Here is a 17,992-nt window from a genome sequence, read left to right on the forward strand (position 1 = left end):
GGGAGGACTCTTTCCTGCTCTGAATTACCAGCGGTAGTGCGAGAAGGCCTTGTTGGCCTCCGCCATCCGATGGGTGTCTTCACGTTTCTTCACCGCGCCGCCGCGGCTGCTGGACGCATCCATCAGCTCACCTGCCAGACGCTCCATCATCGTGGTCTCGGACCGCTTCCGCGCCGAGTCGATGACCCAGCGGATCGCCAGGGCCTGCGCACGCTCGGTGCGCACATCGACCGGCACCTGATAGGTGGCACCACCGACACGGCGGGACCGCACTTCAAGCTGCGGGCGGGAATTGGCCAGCGCCTCGTGGAACACATCGATCGGGCTGCGACCCAGCTTCTGCTCCACCCGCTCGAACGCCTTGTAGACGATCTGTTCGGCGGCGGACTTCTTGCCGTGCATCATCAGGTTGTTCACGAACTTCGTGACGACCAGATCTCCATAAATGGGATCGGGAAGGATTTCGCGCTTTTCGGCAGCGTGGCGACGGGACATGCTTCAGAACTCTCCAATCACTTCGGACGCTTGACGCCGTATTTCGAACGGCGCTGGCGGCGATCCTTGACGCCCTGGGTATCCAGAACGCCACGCAGAATGTGGTAACGCACACCGGGAAGATCCTTCACGCGGCCACCACGGATCAGAACGACCGAGTGCTCCTGAAGGTTATGGCCCTCACCGGGGATGTAGCTCGTGACCTCGAAGCCATTCGTCAGGCGCACACGCGCAACCTTGCGGAGCGCGGAGTTCGGCTTCTTCGGGGTCGTTGTATAGACACGGGTGCAGACGCCACGCTTTTGCGGGCACGCCTCCATCGCGGGAACCTTGTTGCGCGCCAGGGGCTGCTGACGCGGCTTGCGGATCAATTGGTTGATCGTCGGCATACGGTCCGAACCTTCTTCGATAGAACACCCCGATACCCGAACGGCATCGATGGCCAAATCTGTTTGCGATCGTGGAACAAGCGTCCTTCCAAACGAACAGAAGCAAACCAACGACCCCTTGTTGTCGGGATCGTTGCCGCTTTCCGCCTTTCAGTGGCCCGTCCAAAAGAGGCCCTGAGTGCTTGGACGAACGGTCGCCGTGTCTTGGTCAAAACACGCCAACTACCAGCGCCGCATTGGGCGCGGACTATATGAACGCCCCCCTGATCGGTCAACAGCTAATATCCGCTAATTCCGCCGTCGTCTCAGAAGGGCCCGGAAGGCCCGCAAACGCAAGATTCGGGCGTCCTTCGCCGCCACATCGCAATGATCTGTCGCGGCTTCCCGGCCCGGACAGGCGCGGGCAAGGAAAGGCCCCGCATCCACCTCGGGATACGGGGCCAATTCGACTCCGGATCGTGACTCGCCGCCCCCGGTCTTCCCGCCGTCACCGGCAGGAGAAACCGGAGCCGTCAGGCCATCACTCCGCGGCGGGAATCGCCGCCGGTGCGCTGCCCTGGTCGTTGTCGGCGTTCTGGGCCGCGAGCTTGCGGTCGCGTTCCGCCGCGACACGCTTCACCTCGTTCATCTGGCCACCGGTACCAGCCGGGATCAGACGACCAACGATCACGTTTTCCTTCAGGCCGTTCAGCACGTCCAGCTTGCCCTGCACCGAGGCCTCCGTCAGGACACGCGTGGTCTCCTGGAAGGATGCGGCAGAGATGAAGGAACGCGTCTGCAGGCTGGCCTTGGTGATGCCCAGCAGGACCGGTTCGCCGGTTGCCGGCTCGCCGCCTTCCTTGACCGCCTTGGCGTTGATCTCGTCGAACTCGTGACGATCGATCTGCTCACCGATCAGCATGGTCGTGTCACCGGAGGAGGTGATTTCCACCTTCTGCAGCATCTGACGCACGATGACCTCGATGTGCTTGTCGTTGATCTTCACGCCCTGCAGCCGATAGACCTCCTGGATCTCGTTGACCAGGAACTCGGCCAGTGCCGCGACACCCAGAACCTTCAGGATGTCGTGCGGTGCAGGGTTGCCATCGACGATGTAGTCACCACGCCGCACCTGATCGCCTTCGTGGACACCGATGTGGCGCCCCTTCGGGATCAGGTAATCGACCGGATCCTTGCCCTCCTCTTCCGGCGTGATCGTCAGGCGACGCTTTGCCTTGTAGTCCTTGCCGTAGCTGATGCGGCCGTCGATCTCGGCCAGGATCGCATGATCCTTCGGACGCCGTGCCTCGAACAGTTCCGCCACACGCGGCAGACCGCCGGTGATGTCACGGGTCTTGGAACCTTCGCGCGGGATACGTGCCAGCACGTCACCGGCGTGAACCGCCTGTCCGTCCTGCACCGAGAGGATCGAGTCCACCGACAGGAAGTAACGTGCTTCCTGCCCGGTATCCAGGCTGATGATCTCCCCGGCGTCATCACGCAGCGTGATGCGCGGGCGGATGTCATTCGACCCCGGATGCCCCTTCCAGTCGACGACGACCTTCGAGGAAATGCCGGTATTCTCGTCCACCACGTCCCGGACGCTGACGCCGTCCAGCAGGTCACGATAGGTAACGAAACCACTGCGCTCCGTGATGATCGGAACAGTGAACGGATCCCATTCGGCCAACTTCTCGCCCTTGATCACGGTCTGGCCGTGATCCTTGGCGAGACGGGAACCGTAAGGCACCCGGTGGCGCGCGCGCTCCCGGTTGTTCTGGTCAAGCAGGACGAGCTCGGTGGTCCGGTTCATGACAACCAGACGGCCCTCCGAATCCTCGACAACCGCGCGGTTCTCGATGTTCAGCGTGGCATCATGTGCCGCCTCGATGGACGAGTTCTCACCGGCCTGCGCCGCGCCACCGATGTGGAACGTGCGCATGGTCAGCTGCGTACCCGGCTCACCGATCGACTGCGCCGCGATGACACCAACGGCCTCACCCATGTTGACCTTCGTGCCACGAGCCAGATCACGGCCATAGCACTTGCCGCAGACGCCATGACGGCTCTCGCAGGTCAGGGTGGAGCGCACGATGACGGCCTCAACAGCCGCCTTCTCGATGATGTCGACCTCGTTCTCCTCGATCAGGGCCCCCGCCTTGACCAGAATGTCGCCGCTCGCCGGGTCCGTGATGTCCTCGGCCGCCGTGCGGCCCAGGATACGCTCGCCCAGCGCCTCGATGACGTCACTGCCGTCGACCACGTCACGCACGACCAGACCGTGGGTGGTGCCGCAGTCTTCCTCGTGGATCACCGCGTCCTGTGCCACATCGACCAGACGACGGGTCAGGTAACCGGAGTTGGCCGTCTTCAGCGCCGTGTCCGCGAGACCCTTTCGGGCACCATGGGTGGAGATGAAGTATTCCGAAACCGTCAGACCTTCCTTGAAGTTGGAAATGATCGGGGTCTCGATGATCTCGCCCGACGGCTTGGCCATCAGGCCACGCATGCCGGCAAGCTGCTTCATCTGGGCCTGACTGCCGCGCGCACCGGAATGCGCCATCATGTAGATGGAGTTCGGCTGGCCATGATTGGCGGCACCGGCGCTCTCCATCCCCTTCATCATTTCCTCGGCGACCTTGTCGGAGCACTGCATCCAGGCATCGACAACCTTGTTGTACTTCTCGCCGGAGGTGATCAGGCCGTCCAGGTACTGCTGCTCGTACTGCTTCACCAGCGCGTTGGTCTCATCGACCAGACCCTTCTTCGAGTCCGGGATGATCATGTCATCCTTGCCGATGGAGATGCCGGCGCGGCAGGCATGGGCAAAACCCAGACCCATGATCCGGTCACAGAACAGCACCGTCTCCTTCTGGCCGGTGTGGCGATAGACGATGTCGATCAGATTGCCGATTTCCTTCTTCGTCAGAAGGCGGTTGATCAGCGAGATCGGCACGCGCGGGTTCAGCGGCAGCTTCTCCGCGATCAGCATGCGGCCCGGGGTGGTTTCCAGACGCATCATGGACAGTTCGCCCGCGTCGTCATAACCCCAGTGCCGGGTGGTGATCTTCGCGTGCAGATCGACCAGGCCCTGGTCCAGCGCATAGGACAGCTCGTCCATGCCGCTGAAGGTCAGGCCCTCGCCCTTCACGTTCTCCCGCACCATCGACAGATAGTAGATGCCGAGCACGATGTCCTGGCTGGGCACGATGATCGGCTTGCCGTTGGCGGGCGAGAGGATGTTGTTGGTGGACATCATCAGCACGCGGGCTTCCAGCTGCGCCTCCAGTGCCAGCGGCACGTGAACGGCCATCTGGTCACCGTCGAAGTCGGCATTGAAGGCCGTGCAGACCAGCGGATGCAGCTGGATCGCCTTGCCCTCGATCAGCACCGGCTCGAACGCCTGGATACCGAGACGATGCAGGGTCGGTGCGCGGTTCAGCATCACGGGATGTTCCCGGATGACCTCCTCCAGCACGTCCCAGACTTCCGGCCGCTCCTTCTCCACCAGCTTCTTGGCGGATTTCACGGTCGGGGCCAGCCCCTGCAGCTCCAGCTTGGCGTAGATGAACGGCTTGAACAGTTCCAGCGCCATCTTCTTCGGCAGACCGCACTGGTGCAGTTTCAGCTCCGGTCCCACGACGATCACGGAACGGCCCGAATAGTCGACGCGCTTGCCCAGCAGGTTCTGGCGGAACCGGCCCTGCTTGCCCTTCAGCATGTCGGCGAGGGACTTCAGCGGGCGCTTGTTGGCGCCCGTGATGATCCGGCCGCGGCGACCATTGTCGAACAGCGCATCGACGGCTTCCTGCAGCATCCGCTTCTCATTGCGGACGATGATGTCCGGCGCGCGCAGTTCGATCAGACGCTTCAGGCGGTTGTTGCGGTTGATGACGCGGCGATAGAGGTCATTCAGGTCGGAGGTCGCGAACCGGCCCCCGTCCAGCGGCACCAGCGGGCGCAGCTCAGGCGGCAGCACCGGAATCACTTCCAGGATCATCCACTCCGGACGATTGGTGGATTCCAGGAAGGCGTCGATCAGCTTCATCCGCTTCACGATCTTCTTCGGCTTCAGCTCGGACTTGGTCTCGGCCAGTTCCTGCTTCAGCTCCGCCTTGATCTCTTCCAGGTCCAGACCTTCGAGAATGTCGCGAACCGCTTCCGCGCCGATACCGGCGGTGAAGGCGTCCTCACCATACTCGTCCTGATAATCGAAGAACTCGTCCTCGGTCAGCAGCTGGAACCGCTTCAGCGGGGTCAGGCCCGGCTCGATGACGATGTACTGCTCGAAATAGAGCACCCGCTCCAGATCCTTCAGCGCCATGTCCAGGATCAGGCCGATCCGGCTGGGCAGGGACTTCAGGAACCAGATGTGCGCCACCGGGGCCGCCAGCTCGATGTGGCCCATGCGTTCGCGCCGCACCTTCTGCGTCGTGACCTCGACACCGCACTTCTCGCAGATCACGCCGCGATACTTCATGCGCTTGTACTTGCCGCACAGGCACTCGTAGTCCTTGATCGGGCCGAAGATGCGGGCACAGAACAGACCGTCCCGTTCCGGCTTGAAGGTCCGGTAGTTGATGGTCTCCGGCTTCTTCACCTCACCAAACGACCAGGACCTGATCTGGTCCGGGCTGGAGAGCGAGATCCGGATGTGGTCGAAACTCTGGGCACTCTGCTGTTGGCCGAAAAGCTGCAGGGCGTCTTGCATGATATTTGTCCTCCGATTTCAGGGCTGATTGCGTGACCGTTTCCGGTCAATCAGCTCTCGGAATTCCTGAGTTCGACGTTCAGTCCGAGGGAGCGCATTTCCTTGATGAGAACATTGAAGCTCTCGGGAATACCAGCCTCGAACGTGTCATCACCACGAACAATCGCTTCGTAGACCTTGTTACGACCGGCAACGTCGTCCGACTTCACTGTCAGCATCTCCTGCAGCGTATAGGCCGCACCGTAGGCTTCCAGTGCCCAGACCTCCATCTCGCCGAAGCGCTGGCCACCGAACTGCGCCTTGCCACCCAGCGGCTGCTGGGTCACCAGGCTGTACGGGCCGATGGACCGGGCATGGATCTTGTCATCAACAAGATGGTGCAGTTTCAGCATATAGATATAGCCCACCGTCACGGGACGGTCGAACTGCTCACCCGAACGGCCATCGAACAGCGTGACCTGACCGGTACGGTCCAGCCCCGCGCTCTCCAGCATCGTCACGATCTCCGGCTCGGTTGCGCCGTCGAACACCGGCGTTGCCATCGGCACGCCGCGGGACAGGTTCCCTGCCAGTTCGAACAGTTCCGGATCCGAAAGCGCATCAATGTCGGCCATCTCGCCTTCATTGTAGACCTTCGACATCTCGGCCCGCAGCGCCTTGGTGCTCTTGCCGCTGCCCTGCACCTTCTCCAGCGCATCGCCGATCTTCAGGCCGATGCCGCGCGCGGCCCAGCCCAGATGGGTCTCCAGGATCTGCCCGACGTTCATGCGCGACGGCACGCCCAGCGGGTTCAGCACGACGTCAACCGGCGTACCGTCATCCAGGAACGGCATGTCCTCTTCCGGCATGATCCGGCTGATGACACCCTTGTTGCCATGACGGCCGGCCATCTTGTCGCCCGGCTGCAGCTTGCGCTTGATGGCGACGAAGACCTTGACCATCTTCATCACGCCCGGCGGCAGCTCGTCACCGCGCTGCAGCTTCTCCACCTTCGAATCGAAGCGGGCCTGCAACGCGCCGGTCGCCTCGTCGAACTGGCGGCGCAGCGCCTCGATATCGGCCATTGCCTTGTCATCGGACAGCACGACCTGCCACCACTGACCGTGGCTCAGGTCGCTCAGGGCCTCCTCGGTGATCGCGATACCGGTCTTGAAGCCACGCGGGCCGCTGTCCGCCGTCTTGCCGACCAGCAGCTTGCGCAGGGTCGAGAAGATGCTGCGTTCGTAGATGGCGCGCTCGTCGGCCATGTCCTTGCGCAGACGCTCGATCTCGTCGCGTTCGATCTGCAGCGCACGCTCGTCCTTGTCGACACCGTGACGGTTGAAGACCCGGACCTCGACCACCGTGCCGGAGGTGCCCGGAGGCATCTTCAGCGAGGTGTCGCGAACGTCCGCAGCCTTCTCACCGAAGATGGCGCGGAGCAGCTTCTCTTCCGGCGTCATCGGGCTTTCGCCCTTCGGCGTGATCTTGCCGACCAGGATGTCGCTCGCCTCGACCTCGGCACCGATGTAGACGATGCCGGCCTCGTCGAGGTTCTTCAGCGATTCCTCGGCCACATTCGGGATGTCGCGGGTGATCTCCTCCGGACCCAGCTTCGTGTCGCGGGCCATGATCTCGAATTCCTCGATATGGATCGAGGTGAAGACATCGTCCTTGACGATGCGTTCGGAGATCAGGATCGAGTCCTCGAAGTTGTAGCCCATCCACGGCATGAAGGCGACGAGCACGTTCCGGCCCAGGGCGAGCTCGCCCAGTTCCGTTGACGGTCCGTCCGCCATGATGTCGCCCGGCTGCACCTTGTCACCAACCTTCACCAGCGGCCGCTGCGTGATGCAGGTCGACTGGTTGGAGCGCTGGAACTTCAGCAGCTTGTAGATATCAACGCCGGAGCGGGACAGGTCGCTGACTTCCGTGGCGCGCACCACGATGCGTTCCGCATCGATCTGCTCCACCACGCCCTCGCGACGGGCGACAACGGTGACGCCGGAGTCACGGGCCACGACCGATTCCATGCCGGTGCCGACATAGGGCGCTTCCGGCTGCAGCAGCGGCACGGCCTGACGCTGCATGTTGGAGCCCATCAGCGCGCGGTTCGCGTCATCGTTCTCCAGGAACGGGATCAGCGCGGCGGCGACAGAGACCAGCTGCTTCGGCGACACGTCGATGAAGTCGATGTCCTGCGGACGGGCCAGCAGGAACTCACCCGCATGACGCGTCGCGACCAGGTCTTCCTGGAACACACCGGTCGTCTGATCGAAGATCGCGTTGGCCTGGGCAATCGTGTAGCGGCCCTCTTCCATCGCCGACAGATAGATCGCCTCATCGGTCACGATACCATCGACCACCTTCCGGTACGGGCTCTCGATGAAACCGTACTGGTTGATGCGGGCAAAGCTGGCCAGCGAGTTGATCAGACCGATGTTCGGGCCTTCCGGCGTCTCGATCGGGCAGATACGGCCATAATGCGTCGGATGCACGTCGCGCACCTCGAAGCCGGCACGCTCACGTGTCAGGCCACCCGGGCCAAGCGCCGAGAGACGACGCTTGTGCGTCACTTCCGACAACGGGTTCGTCTGATCCATGAACTGGCTGAGCTGGGAAGAACCGAAGAACTCCCGCACCGCAGCCGCAGCGGGCTTGGCGTTGATCAGATCCTGCGGCATCACCGTGTCGATCTCGACGGAGCTCATCCGCTCCCGGATCGCACGTTCCATGCGCAGCAGGCCGATACGGTACTGGTTCTCCATCAGCTCACCGACGGAGCGGACGCGGCGGTTGCCGAGATGATCGATATCGTCGATCTCGCCCTTGCCGTCCTTCAGGCCGACCAGGTACTGCACCACGGCCAGAATGTCCTCGCGCCGCAGGACACGCATGGTGTCCTCGCACTCCAGATCCAGGCGGCTGTTCAGCTTCACGCGACCGACCGCTGACAGGTCATAGCGCTCCGAATCGAAGAACAGGCCCTTGAACAGGGTCTCCGCAGTCTCCTCGGTCGGCGGCTCACCCGGGCGCATGACCCGATAGATGTCCACCAGCGCCGTGTCGCGGTTGATGTTCTTGTCGACCATCAGGGTATCGCGGATGTGCGAACCGACCGTGACATTGTCGATGTCCAGCGTCGGCACTTCCTCGATCCCGGCTTCCTCGAGGGCTTCCAGGGCCTTCTCGTCCAGGGCATCACCGGCCTCGACCAGAACCTCGCCGGTCTTGATATTGATGATGTCCTCGGCGACGAAGCGACCCTCGACCTGCTCCGGCGAGATCAGCATCTCGGTCATGCCGTCCTCGACCAGCTTGCGCCCGGCACGCGGGGCCAGCTTGTCACCGGCCTTGGCCACGACCTCACCGGTATCGGCGTTGACGATGTCGGCCAGCAGACGGACGCCGCGATAGCGATCGGGATCGAACGGGGCACGCCAGCCATTCTTGTCACGGCGATACATCACCGTGCCGTAGAAGCTGGAAAGAATCTCCTCGGCCGTATAGCCCAGCGCATAGAGCAGCGTGGTGGCCGGCAGCTTGCGGCGGCGGTCGATGCGGACATGCACGATGTCCTTGGCGTCAAACTCAAGGTCCAGCCAGCTGCCACGGTAAGGGATGATGCGCGCGGCATGCAGCAGCTTGCCCGACGAATGGGTCTTGCCGCGGTCATGGTCGAAGAACACGCCAGGGCTGCGATGCATCTGGCTGACGATCACGCGCTCGGTGCCATTGACGATGAAGGTGCCCTTGTCCGTCATGAAGGGCATGTCGCCCATGTAGACGTCCTGCTCCTTGATATCCAGGACCGACTTGGCGCCGGTATCCTCATCAACCTCGAACACGATCAGACGCAGCGTGACCTTCAGCGGCGCGGCATAGGTCAGCCCGCGCTGTACACACTCGTCGACGTCGTATTTCGGTTCCTCGAACTCGTAGGAAACGAATTCCAGGCTGGCCGTCTCGGAGAAATCCGAGATCGGGAAGACGGACCTGAAGACACTCTCCAGTCCGGTATCATCGCGCTGATCGGCGGGAATGTCCGCCATCAGGAACTTCTCGTAGGACGCGCGCTGGACCTCGATAAGGTTGGGCATCGCGATAACCTCGCCGATGCGACCGAAACTGTGGCGAACGCGCTTGCGCGCAGTGAATGACAGCGGCATCCCAAATCCTCGTCCGATCGGGGCCCGGTCCGGACGGGCCCACATTGTCCGACAGTCTTCGTTCCGACACGAATGTGTCAAAACCGGGGCGACTGCACGTCCCCGAAACGCCTTTGACCGCCCGAAGCAGCACGCTCCGGCCGGTCATCCGTCACCCGAACAGGGCGACGGCCGTCCGATGTGGCACCGACGGTACCGGGCAACGGCCCGGCACCGTCGGTGCCATCGGCATCACTTCAGCTCGACTTTCGCTCCCACGTCCTCGAGCTGCTTCTTGATCTTCTCGGCCTCGTCCTTGTCGACGCCTTCCTTGACCGCCTTCGGCGCGCCCTCGACCAGGTCCTTGGCTTCCTTCAGGCCAAGACCGGTGACGGCACGGACTTCCTTGATGACGTTGATCTTCTTGTCGCCAACTTCGGCAAGAATGACGTCAAATTCGGTCTTCTCCTCGGCGGCAGCGGCATCGCCACCACCAGCGACGGCACCCGGCATCGCCACGGCAGCAGCGGCGGCGGAAACGCCCCACTTCTCTTCCAGCAGCTTGGTCAGTTCAGCCGCCTCAAGGACGGTCAGGTTCGAGAGATCTTCTGCAATCTTTTCAAGATCGGCCATTTTTTCAGTTCCTCAAGTCTTCGGGATCGTTTGTCGGAATTCGGTCACTAGACCACTCGATCAGGCATCTTCCTTGGTGGCATAGGCCTGCAGGACGCGTGCGAGCTGGCTCGGCGGTTCCTTGATCGTCCGGACCAGCTGTGTAGCCGGCGCGGCGATGAGGCCCAGGAGTTTCGCACGCAGTTCGTCCAGAGACGGCAGGCTGGCAAGGGCCTTGACCCCATCAGCGTCCAGCAGCTGCTCACCCAGAGCACCACAAAGAATCACGAGCTTCTCGTTCTTCTTCGCGTACTCGACCGTTGCCTTCGCGGCTGCGACCGGATCGTCCGAATAGGCGATCGCGGTCGGACCCTTGAAGCTTTCGGCCAGTCCACCGTAGTCGGTGCCATCAAGAGCGATTCTGGTGAGCCGGTTCTTCGTAACCTTGAAGCTGGCACCCTCTGCGCGGACCTTGGTACGGAGATCAGTCATCTCCGCAACCGAAAGACCCGTGTAGTGGGTCAGCACCACCAGCGAGGTGTTCGAGAACACCCCGTGCAATGATGCAACCAGCTCCGATTTCTGTTCTCGGTTCACGGTTTCGCTCCTCATCTGAAGCCCGGTTCCGGCAAGCCGTTGCCGGGCTTCTACCCTGGAACAGTTCCGGCACGCCGGTTCTGCTCCGCTCTCAAAGCCTGCCCCAGGGTGGCGAACCAGGTGACCGATTGGTCAGATCCCGATGCACCTTCCCCCGTCTATTACCGGCTGCCTGCTCCCCTGAGGGAACCGTCTGGCACTTAGGTCACGCTGGTGAAACACCTGCGCGGCACCCGCAGTCTCGGACAGGTCCGGCCCTCACCCCCGAAAGGGCATCAGGCCGGGTGCCGCCGGCGGACAGGTCCGCCGACGAAACTCTGCTCGTGACGATCAGCCGGCGTTGCTGCCTGCCGATGCCACATCAACCTTCACGCCCGGCCCCATGGTGGAGGTCACGGCGATCCGCTTCAGGTACTGGCCCTTGGCACCCGACGGCTTTGCCTTCAGCAAGGCATCCATCAGGGCACGGGCGTTCTCGATCAGCTGCTCCTCACCGAAGCTCGCCTTGCCGATACCGGCATGAATGATCCCGGCCTTCTCCACACGGAAGGCAACCTGACCACCCTTGGCCGCCGTCACCGCGTCGGCGACATTCGGCGTCACCGTACCCAGCTTCGGGTTCGGCATCATGCCGCGGGGACCCAGGATCTTGCCCAGGCGACCAACGATCGGCATCATGTCGGGCGTGGCGATGACGCGGTCGAACGGCATGTCACCGCTCTGCACCCGCTCCATCAGATCCTCCGCACCGACGACATCGGCACCGGCGCTGGTGGCCTCGTCGGCCTTGTCGCCACGTGCGAACACGGCGACACGCACCGTCTTGCCCGTGCCGTTCGGCAACTGGACCACACCACGGACCATCTGGTCGGCATGACGCGGATCGACACCCAGGCCGACAGTCATCTCGACGGTCTCGTCGAACTTCGCCGTTGCATTGGCCTTCACGAGCCGGATCGCAGCTTCGAGTCCGATCTCGGAATTGCGGTCGACAGTCGCCACGGCGGCCGAATAGCGCTTACCCTTCTTGGCCATATCCTCAGCCCTCCACCGCGATGCCCATGGAACGGGCGGAACCGGCAATGATCTTCATCGCCTGGTCGATGTCATTGGCATTCAGGTCTTCCATCTTCGCTTCCGCGATCTCGCGGACCTGCGCGGAGGTGACCTTGCCGACAGTGCCCTTGCCCGGGGTCTTGGCGCCGCTCTGCAGCTTCGCGGCCTTCTTCAGGAAGTAGGACGCCGGCGGCGTCTTCGTGATGAAGGTGAACGAGCGATCGGAGAAGGCGGTAATCACCACCGGGATCGGCATGTTCTTTTCCATCTGCTGCGTGGCCGCATTGAAGGCCTTGCAGAACTCCATGATGTTCAGACCGCGCTGACCCAGGGCCGGGCCGATCGGCGGTGACGGATTGGCAGAGCCCGCAGGCACCTGCAGCTTGATGTAGCCAGCAATTTTCTTGGCCATTTCAGTCCCTTCTCAACTTCAAGAGCGGGTGCGTGGTCCGGCGATGGCTCGCCTCCCACACAAACGACCGCAAGCCAGCGCTGCGTCGTGGTTCATGGATCACGAACCGCTTTCGCAGTTGACATTGCGGATTTCATTTCCGGTAGCTCGGAACGAGCGAACGGCTTGTAACGACCTGCCAGCCGGATCGCAAGTGCAAAATCGGATGATTGTCAAGGATCAGAGTTTCTCGACCTGGGTATATTCCAGTTCGACCGGCGTCGCCCGGCCGAAGATCGAGACGGAAACCTTCAGACGCGTGCGCTCCTCGTCGATATCCTCGACGATGCCGTTGAAGGATGCGAACGGCCCGTCGGACACACGCACCTGCTCCCCGATCTCGAACATGATCGATGGCTTCGGACGCTCGATGCCATCCTGCATCTGCTGCAGGATCCGCTCGGCTTCCCGGTCCGGGATAGGCTGCGGCTTGTTCGCGGTTCCCAGAAAGCCGGTCACCTTGCCGACGTTCTTGACCAGGTGATAGCTCTCGTTGGTCATGTCCATCTTCACCAGCACATAGCCGGGGAAGAACTTGCGCTCCGAATTGACCTTCTGGCCCCGGCGCATCTCGACCACTTCCTCGGTCGGCACCAGGACCTGCTCGATCAGGTCGGACATGTCCTTCTGCTCGATCTGCTCGCGGATGGCCTCGGCGACCTTCTTCTCGAAGCCGGAATAGGCGTGCACGATGTACCAGCGCATTGGCATGTCAGGTCAGCTCCCCAGTTCCAGAACGAAACCAACGCCGGTCTGAATGATAATGTCGACAAGCAGGAAGAACACGGATGCAAGCGCCACCATGATGAAGACCATCAGGGTGGTGATGCCGGTTTCCTTTCGCGTCGGATAGGTCACCTTGGCACCTTCCGCACGCACCTGCTGAAGGAACCGCAGCGGACCGGTACGCTTCTTCGCGGACGGGCGGTCGGCGGTCTTCACGGGCGCGGCGACCTCAGCGGACGTACCGCTGCGGTTCGGACCACCCCTGGTGGCCTTGCCCTGTCCGCCCTTGCCCTGTCCTGATCTGGACTTTGCCATCGTGATCCCGTTCCGTTGCGTGTCTTGACCGTTGCGTCCGATCAGGTGACGCCTGTGTTGCCCTTGCCGGATGCCAGACCCTTGTCTGGTCTCAGGCGCTGGCAGGAGTGGAGGGACTCGAACCCCCAGCCCCCGGTTTTGGAGACCGGTGCTCTACCAATTGAGCTACACTCCTATGCCCACCGCATCTTCGCGGGCTGCGCCGCCAGTGGCGATGCAGCCCTGAAGATACCGCGTCTCAGACCTTACTCGACGATCTTCGCGACGACGCCGGCACCGACGGTGCGGCCGCCTTCACGGATGGCGAAGCGCAGTCCCTCGTCCATCGCGATCGGGTTGATCAGCTCCACCACCATCGCGATGTTGTCGCCCGGCATCACCATCTCCGTGCCTTCCGGCAGCTCGATGACGCCCGTCACATCCGTCGTGCGGAAGTAGAACTGCGGGCGGTAGTTGCCGAAGAACGGCGTGTGACGGCCACCCTCTTCCTTCGTCAGGATATAGGCCTCCGCCTGGAACTTCGTGTGCGGCGTGATCGAACCCGGCTTGGCCAGAACCTGGCCACGCTCCACATCCTCACGACCGACACCGCGCAGCAGCGCACCGATGTTGTCACCGGCCTCGCCCTGGTCCAGCAGCTTCCGGAACATCTCGACGCCCGTGCAGGTCGACTTCTTCGTCGCCCGGATGCCGACAATCTCGACTTCCTCACCGACCTTCACGACGCCGCGCTCGACGCGACCCGTAACAACCGTGCCACGACCCGAGATCGAGAACACGTCCTCGATCGGCATCAGGAAGGCCTGATCCTTCGGACGCTCCGGCTGCGGGATGTATTCGTCAACCGCCGCCATCAGTTCCAGGATCGAATTCTTGCCGATCTCCTCGTCACGACCCTCCACCGCGGCCAGGGCAGAACCCTTCACGATCGGAATGTCGTCGCCCGGGAAGTCATACGACGACAGCAGCTCGCGAATCTCGAGCTCGACGAGCTCAAGCAGCTCCTCGTCGTCGACCTGATCGACTTTGTTCATGTAGACGACAAGCGCCGGAACACCCACCTGGCGCGCCAGCAGGATGTGCTCGCGCGTCTGCGGCATCGGGCCGTCAGCAGCCGAAACAACCAGGATGCCGCCGTCCATCTGCGCCGCACCCGTGATCATGTTCTTCACGTAGTCGGCATGACCCGGGCAATCAACGTGGGCGTAGTGGCGGTTCGCCGTCTCGTATTCGACATGCGCCGTCGAGATCGTGATGCCGCGCGCCTTCTCCTCAGGCGCGGCGTCAATGTCCGCATACGCCTTCGCCGTCGCGCCGCCACTCTCCGCAAGCACCATCGTGATCGCTGCAGTCAGCGTCGTCTTGCCATGGTCAACGTGACCAATCGTGCCCACATTGCAGTGCGGCTTCGTACGCTCAAACTTCTCTTTGGCCATCTCTCTACGCCCGCCTTCATATTCTGTTTCGTACGGAGCCACACGGCTTCCGTCTCGTCGTGCCTCTCAACGGAATGGAGCGGGTGATGGGAATCGAACCCACGTAACCAGCTTGGAAGGCTGGGGCTCTACCATTGAGCTACACCCGCATCCGATCCGGCCCGTACCATCCTGCCGTCGTGCGTTGACCCGACCGCCCGGCCATCGGTTGGTGGAGGGAGTTGGATTCGAACCAACGTAGGCGTACGCCAACGGGTTTACAGCCCGTCCCCTTTAGCCACTCGGGCACCCCTCCAGACCAGACGATGTCGGATGGCCGATCAAACGCGGCTGCACTATCCCCAATCCCCTCGTCATGTCAACAACCTCGCGGACTGAATTTCCTCCACCGCCGCCCCGCGGTTTGGTTGTCCTGCCGGCCAGGGAGGCATGATCCGGAGGGCAGACTTCCGGGATTGTCGCCCCGGATTGCCTTAATACCGTTTGCGACCGGGGCAACACGATCCTATAAGCCGCCCGATGAGCGAGAATGAAGAACGAAAAGGCGGCCCGGGCCGCAATGGTGGCGCTGGCCGGGGTCAGGGCGGTCGTGGATCCGCGGACTCGGGACGTGGTGACAGTCGCCCGCCGCGCAGGGACGGCGACAGCCGCCCGCCACGCAGGGACGGCGACAGCCGCCCGCCGCGCAGGGACGGCGACAGCCGCCCGCCGCGCAGGGATGGTGACAGCCGCCCGCCGCGCAGGGACGGCGACAGCCGCCCGCCGCGCAGGGACGGTGACAGCCGCCCGCCACGCAGGGACGGTGACAGCCGTCCGCCGCGCAGGGATGGCGACAGCCGCCCGCCGCGCAGGGATGGCGACAGCCGCCCGCCGCGCAGGGAGGGTTCCGACACCAGTGTTCCGCGCCGGGATCGGGACGGCGAGGACCGGCGCGGCCGCAATCACTTCAATCCGGACGGGGACCGGCGTCCGCGCCGCGACGACCGCAAGAATGACAAGCCGAAGTCCAGTCGCCGTCACCCGGAAGTCTCCGTGCGTTCCGGCGGACGCCAGTCCACCGGCGTCAAGGACACGATGCACTGGATATATGGCCGGCACGCCGTCCTCGCCGCCATGGCCAACCCCCGTCGCGAGATCCAGCGCCTGATCGCGACACCGCAGGTGCTGGAGAATACGGCATTTGGCAATCACGGCCTGCTGGAGACCATGTCGCGTTCCGACATGGACGCCGTGCTGTCCCGCTATGACCGGGATGGCGCGACCCATGGCGGCGTCGCCGCCTATGCGGCCCCCCTGGCCGTACCCTCCGCCGAAAGTCTGCTGAAACCGGAAGGCAAGTCGGTGGTGATCGTGCTGGATCAGGTCAGCGATCCGCACAATGTCGGTGCCATCATGCGCTCCGCCGCAGCCTTCGGTGCCCGCGCGGTCATGGCACCGGAACGCAATGCCGCGCCAATCACCGGTGCCCTGGCCAAGTCCGCGTCCGGTGCGCTGGAGAGCGTGCCGTACCTGCGCCCGACCAATCTCTCACGCGCGCTGGCGATGCTGAAGGAATGGGGCTACTGGCGCATCGGCCTGGATGGTGACGCGGAGGCCGGACTGGCAGAGGCATCGAAGTTCGAGCGTATCGCCCTGGTCATGGGTGCCGAGGGCAAGGGCCTGCGCCGTCTGACGGCGGAGAACTGCGACCTGCTGGTCAGCATTCCCATGAGCGGTGCCATCGAGAGCCTGAATGTCTCCAACGCGGCGGCGATCGCCCTTTACGAACTGAGTCGTTCGTAAGCCAGGCGTGCGGCGGCGAGGTCTTCCAGCGCCGCGCCGACCGACTTGAACACCGTGATCTCCCCGGCGTCACGACGCCCCGGATGGTCACCGCGCGTCAGGTCGTGGAGGTCGGCGGCAATCGAGTCCGGCGTGATGGCCCCGCTTGCCATCGCCTGGACGATGTCGCCCCCCTCCTTCGTCGCCCCGGCCCGCGTATCGACGAAGACGGTTCCGACCTGCATTGCCTGGTCGTCACTTTCCCGCATCTCCGGCGTGAAGGCCCCGACAAGATCCAGATGCGCGCCGGGTTTCAGCCAGTCACCATGGACCAGCGGCTCCCTTGAAAGCGTGGCGCAGGAGATCAGGTCGGCCTGCCGCACAGCCGCTTCCAGATCCGGCGCGGCCTCCGTCGGCAGCCCCATCCCCTTGAGGTCCGCCGCAAGTGCCGCGGCCTTGTCCGGATTGCGGTTCCAGATCTGCACACGCTGCAGTGACGGTCGCGCCGCCAGATGGGCACGGATCAGGCAGGGTGCCAGGGCGCCCGATCCCACCATCACCATCCCGGCGGCATCCTGCCGCGCCAGATACCGTGCCGCGAGCGCAGAAGCGGCGGCGGTACGCAGCACCGTCAGCCGCGAACCATCGAGCAACGCCAGAGGCGCACCTGTCCGGGGATCCAGCAGCAGGTAGTTCGCCTGGACGGCAGGCAGTCCGCGCGTGTTCGCGCCGGGAAAGACCGTCGCGACCTTGATGCCGACCGACTCGCCCGGCTGCCAGGCCGGCATCAGCAGCAGGGTCGCATCCGGCTCCGAAGGTACTTCGATGGTATGGTGATGGCGCACAGGCTGTTCGCAGCCGTCGCGAAACATCGCGCCAAGGCTGTCGGCCAGTGCCGTCTCGTCGAGGACGCGATCGATCGCGGCCGCATCAATGTTCAGCATCGGTATTCGACCCGCATCGGTCAGGCAGCTTCCGGCCCGCGCAGGGCCTTCCGGTCGTTGGCGGCGCGGGCCAGGTCCCGCGCATGGTCCAGCTCGACCTTCAGCTTCGCGATCTCGCGCTCCAGCTCGTCGGCATGGCGATGTTCACGCCGGGCACGCTGCCGCACCGCGCCATCCCGCCACCACATGCTGAAACCACCCAGAAGCACACCGGCAAACATGGCACCGAAGATGACCGCAAACATCGGAACATTCAGGACAAAGGGCAGAGGCTCCAGCCCCACCGCGACGGAGCCGCGATTGGAAATGGCCAGCGAGGCACATATCACCAGCGCCACGAGAAGGATGAGCACACGAATCAGCTTCACCAGTCAGACCCCGCTACTGCGCCCG

General features: G+C 63.4%; 14 protein-coding genes and 3 tRNA genes. 1 reads left to right on the forward strand and 16 read right to left on the reverse strand.

Annotation, left to right across the window (positions count from 1 at the left end; all coding sequences use genetic code 11):
• Window positions 1–24: 24 nt before the first annotated feature.
• The 14 genes from rpsG to QGV54_RS14330 form a co-directional block, all read right to left on the reverse strand.
• Window positions 25–495, reverse strand: a complete 471-nt coding sequence (rpsG, locus tag QGV54_RS14265) for a 30S ribosomal protein S7 (protein WP_281016174.1) — start codon at window positions 493–495, stop codon at window positions 25–27.
• A gap of 17 nt (window positions 496–512) precedes the next feature.
• Window positions 513–884 carry a 30S ribosomal protein S12 gene (gene rpsL, locus QGV54_RS14270; RefSeq protein ID WP_281016173.1) on the reverse strand — a complete coding sequence of 124 codons (372 nt, stop codon included), beginning with the start codon at window positions 882–884 and terminating at the stop codon, window positions 513–515.
• Between the two features lie 520 nt (window positions 885–1,404).
• Window positions 1,405–5,574 carry a DNA-directed RNA polymerase subunit beta' gene (gene rpoC, locus QGV54_RS14275; protein WP_281016172.1) on the reverse strand — a complete coding sequence of 1,390 codons (4,170 nt, stop codon included), beginning with the start codon at window positions 5,572–5,574 and terminating at the stop codon, window positions 1,405–1,407.
• Between the two features lie 50 nt (window positions 5,575–5,624).
• Complete coding sequence (rpoB, locus tag QGV54_RS14280) at window positions 5,625–9,722, reverse strand: DNA-directed RNA polymerase subunit beta (protein ID WP_281016171.1); 4,098 nt, start codon at window positions 9,720–9,722, stop codon at window positions 5,625–5,627.
• Window positions 9,723–9,953: 231 nt separating this feature from the next.
• On the reverse strand, window positions 9,954–10,334 hold the full coding sequence (gene rplL / locus QGV54_RS14285; RefSeq protein ID WP_281016170.1) for a 50S ribosomal protein L7/L12: 381 nt from the start codon (window positions 10,332–10,334) through the stop codon (window positions 9,954–9,956).
• A 60-nt stretch (window positions 10,335–10,394) separates the two neighbouring features.
• Window positions 10,395–10,910: a 50S ribosomal protein L10 gene (rplJ, locus tag QGV54_RS14290; RefSeq protein ID WP_281016169.1), complete on the reverse strand. Its 516-nt coding sequence runs from the start codon at window positions 10,908–10,910 to the stop codon at window positions 10,395–10,397.
• Between the two features lie 330 nt (window positions 10,911–11,240).
• Window positions 11,241–11,945, reverse strand: coding sequence for a 50S ribosomal protein L1 (gene rplA, locus QGV54_RS14295; protein ID WP_281016168.1), 705 nt, complete (start codon window positions 11,943–11,945; stop codon window positions 11,241–11,243).
• Between the two features lie 4 nt (window positions 11,946–11,949).
• A complete protein-coding gene (gene rplK / locus QGV54_RS14300; protein ID WP_281016166.1) occupies window positions 11,950–12,378 on the reverse strand; it encodes a 50S ribosomal protein L11 in 429 nt (142 codons plus the stop codon).
• Between the two features lie 219 nt (window positions 12,379–12,597).
• Window positions 12,598–13,128: a transcription termination/antitermination protein NusG gene (nusG, locus tag QGV54_RS14305; RefSeq protein WP_281016165.1), complete on the reverse strand. Its 531-nt coding sequence runs from the start codon at window positions 13,126–13,128 to the stop codon at window positions 12,598–12,600.
• Window positions 13,129–13,134: 6 nt separating this feature from the next.
• A complete protein-coding gene (gene secE / locus QGV54_RS14310; protein ID WP_281016164.1) occupies window positions 13,135–13,458 on the reverse strand; it encodes a preprotein translocase subunit SecE in 324 nt (107 codons plus the stop codon).
• A 99-nt stretch (window positions 13,459–13,557) separates the two neighbouring features.
• A tRNA-Trp gene (locus QGV54_RS14315) sits at window positions 13,558–13,633 on the reverse strand.
• Window positions 13,634–13,703: 70 nt separating this feature from the next.
• Window positions 13,704–14,894 carry an elongation factor Tu gene (tuf, locus tag QGV54_RS14320; RefSeq protein WP_281016163.1) on the reverse strand — a complete coding sequence of 397 codons (1,191 nt, stop codon included), beginning with the start codon at window positions 14,892–14,894 and terminating at the stop codon, window positions 13,704–13,706.
• A gap of 75 nt (window positions 14,895–14,969) precedes the next feature.
• Window positions 14,970–15,043 (reverse strand) — tRNA-Gly (locus QGV54_RS14325).
• A 60-nt stretch (window positions 15,044–15,103) separates the two neighbouring features.
• Window positions 15,104–15,189, reverse strand: a tRNA-Tyr gene (locus QGV54_RS14330).
• Between the two features lie 224 nt (window positions 15,190–15,413).
• On the opposite strand from QGV54_RS14330, the gene rlmB reads away from it, so the two are divergent.
• Window positions 15,414–16,676 carry a 23S rRNA (guanosine(2251)-2'-O)-methyltransferase RlmB gene (gene rlmB / locus QGV54_RS14335; protein ID WP_281016162.1) on the forward strand — a complete coding sequence of 421 codons (1,263 nt, stop codon included), beginning with the start codon at window positions 15,414–15,416 and terminating at the stop codon, window positions 16,674–16,676.
• Here the strand turns inward: rlmB and QGV54_RS14340 are convergent.
• Together QGV54_RS14340 and QGV54_RS14345 are read right to left on the reverse strand one after the other, a co-directional pair.
• Window positions 16,655–17,599 carry an ornithine cyclodeaminase family protein gene (locus QGV54_RS14340; RefSeq protein WP_281016161.1) on the reverse strand — a complete coding sequence of 315 codons (945 nt, stop codon included), beginning with the start codon at window positions 17,597–17,599 and terminating at the stop codon, window positions 16,655–16,657. The two genes, rlmB and QGV54_RS14340, sit on opposite strands and share 22 nt — an antisense overlap.
• A gap of 20 nt (window positions 17,600–17,619) precedes the next feature.
• Window positions 17,620–17,967 carry a LapA family protein gene (locus QGV54_RS14345; protein ID WP_281016160.1) on the reverse strand — a complete coding sequence of 116 codons (348 nt, stop codon included), beginning with the start codon at window positions 17,965–17,967 and terminating at the stop codon, window positions 17,620–17,622.
• Window positions 17,968–17,992: the final 25 nt, after the last annotated feature.

This window comes from Minwuia sp. IMCC3060 (genome assembly GCF_029909435.1).
Lineage (GTDB): Bacteria > Pseudomonadota > Alphaproteobacteria > Minwuiales > Minwuiaceae > Minwuia.

Coding starts and splice junctions, on each gene's coding strand:
- rpsG (WP_281016174.1), bottom strand. CDS start 495: ATGTCCCGTCGCCACGCTGCCGAAAAGCGCGAAATCCTTCCCGATCCC.
- rpsL (WP_281016173.1), bottom strand. CDS start 884: ATGCCGACGATCAACCAATTGATCCGCAAGCCGCGTCAGCAGCCCCTG.
- rpoC (WP_281016172.1), bottom strand. CDS start 5,574: ATGCAAGACGCCCTGCAGCTTTTCGGCCAACAGCAGAGTGCCCAGAGT.
- rpoB (WP_281016171.1), bottom strand. CDS start 9,722: ATGCCGCTGTCATTCACTGCGCGCAAGCGCGTTCGCCACAGTTTCGGT.
- rplL (WP_281016170.1), bottom strand. CDS start 10,334: ATGGCCGATCTTGAAAAGATTGCAGAAGATCTCTCGAACCTGACCGTC.
- rplA (WP_281016168.1), bottom strand. CDS start 11,945: ATGGCCAAGAAGGGTAAGCGCTATTCGGCCGCCGTGGCGACTGTCGAC.
- rplK (WP_281016166.1), bottom strand. CDS start 12,378: ATGGCCAAGAAAATTGCTGGCTACATCAAGCTGCAGGTGCCTGCGGGC.
- nusG (WP_281016165.1), bottom strand. CDS start 13,128: ATGCCAATGCGCTGGTACATCGTGCACGCCTATTCCGGCTTCGAGAAG.
- secE (WP_281016164.1), bottom strand. CDS start 13,458: ATGGCAAAGTCCAGATCAGGACAGGGCAAGGGCGGACAGGGCAAGGCC.
- tuf (WP_281016163.1), bottom strand. CDS start 14,894: ATGGCCAAAGAGAAGTTTGAGCGTACGAAGCCGCACTGCAATGTGGGC.
- rlmB (WP_281016162.1), top strand. CDS start 15,414: ATGAGCGAGAATGAAGAACGAAAAGGCGGCCCGGGCCGCAATGGTGGC.
- QGV54_RS14340 (WP_281016161.1), bottom strand. CDS start 17,599: ATGCTGAACATTGATGCGGCCGCGATCGATCGCGTCCTCGACGAGACG.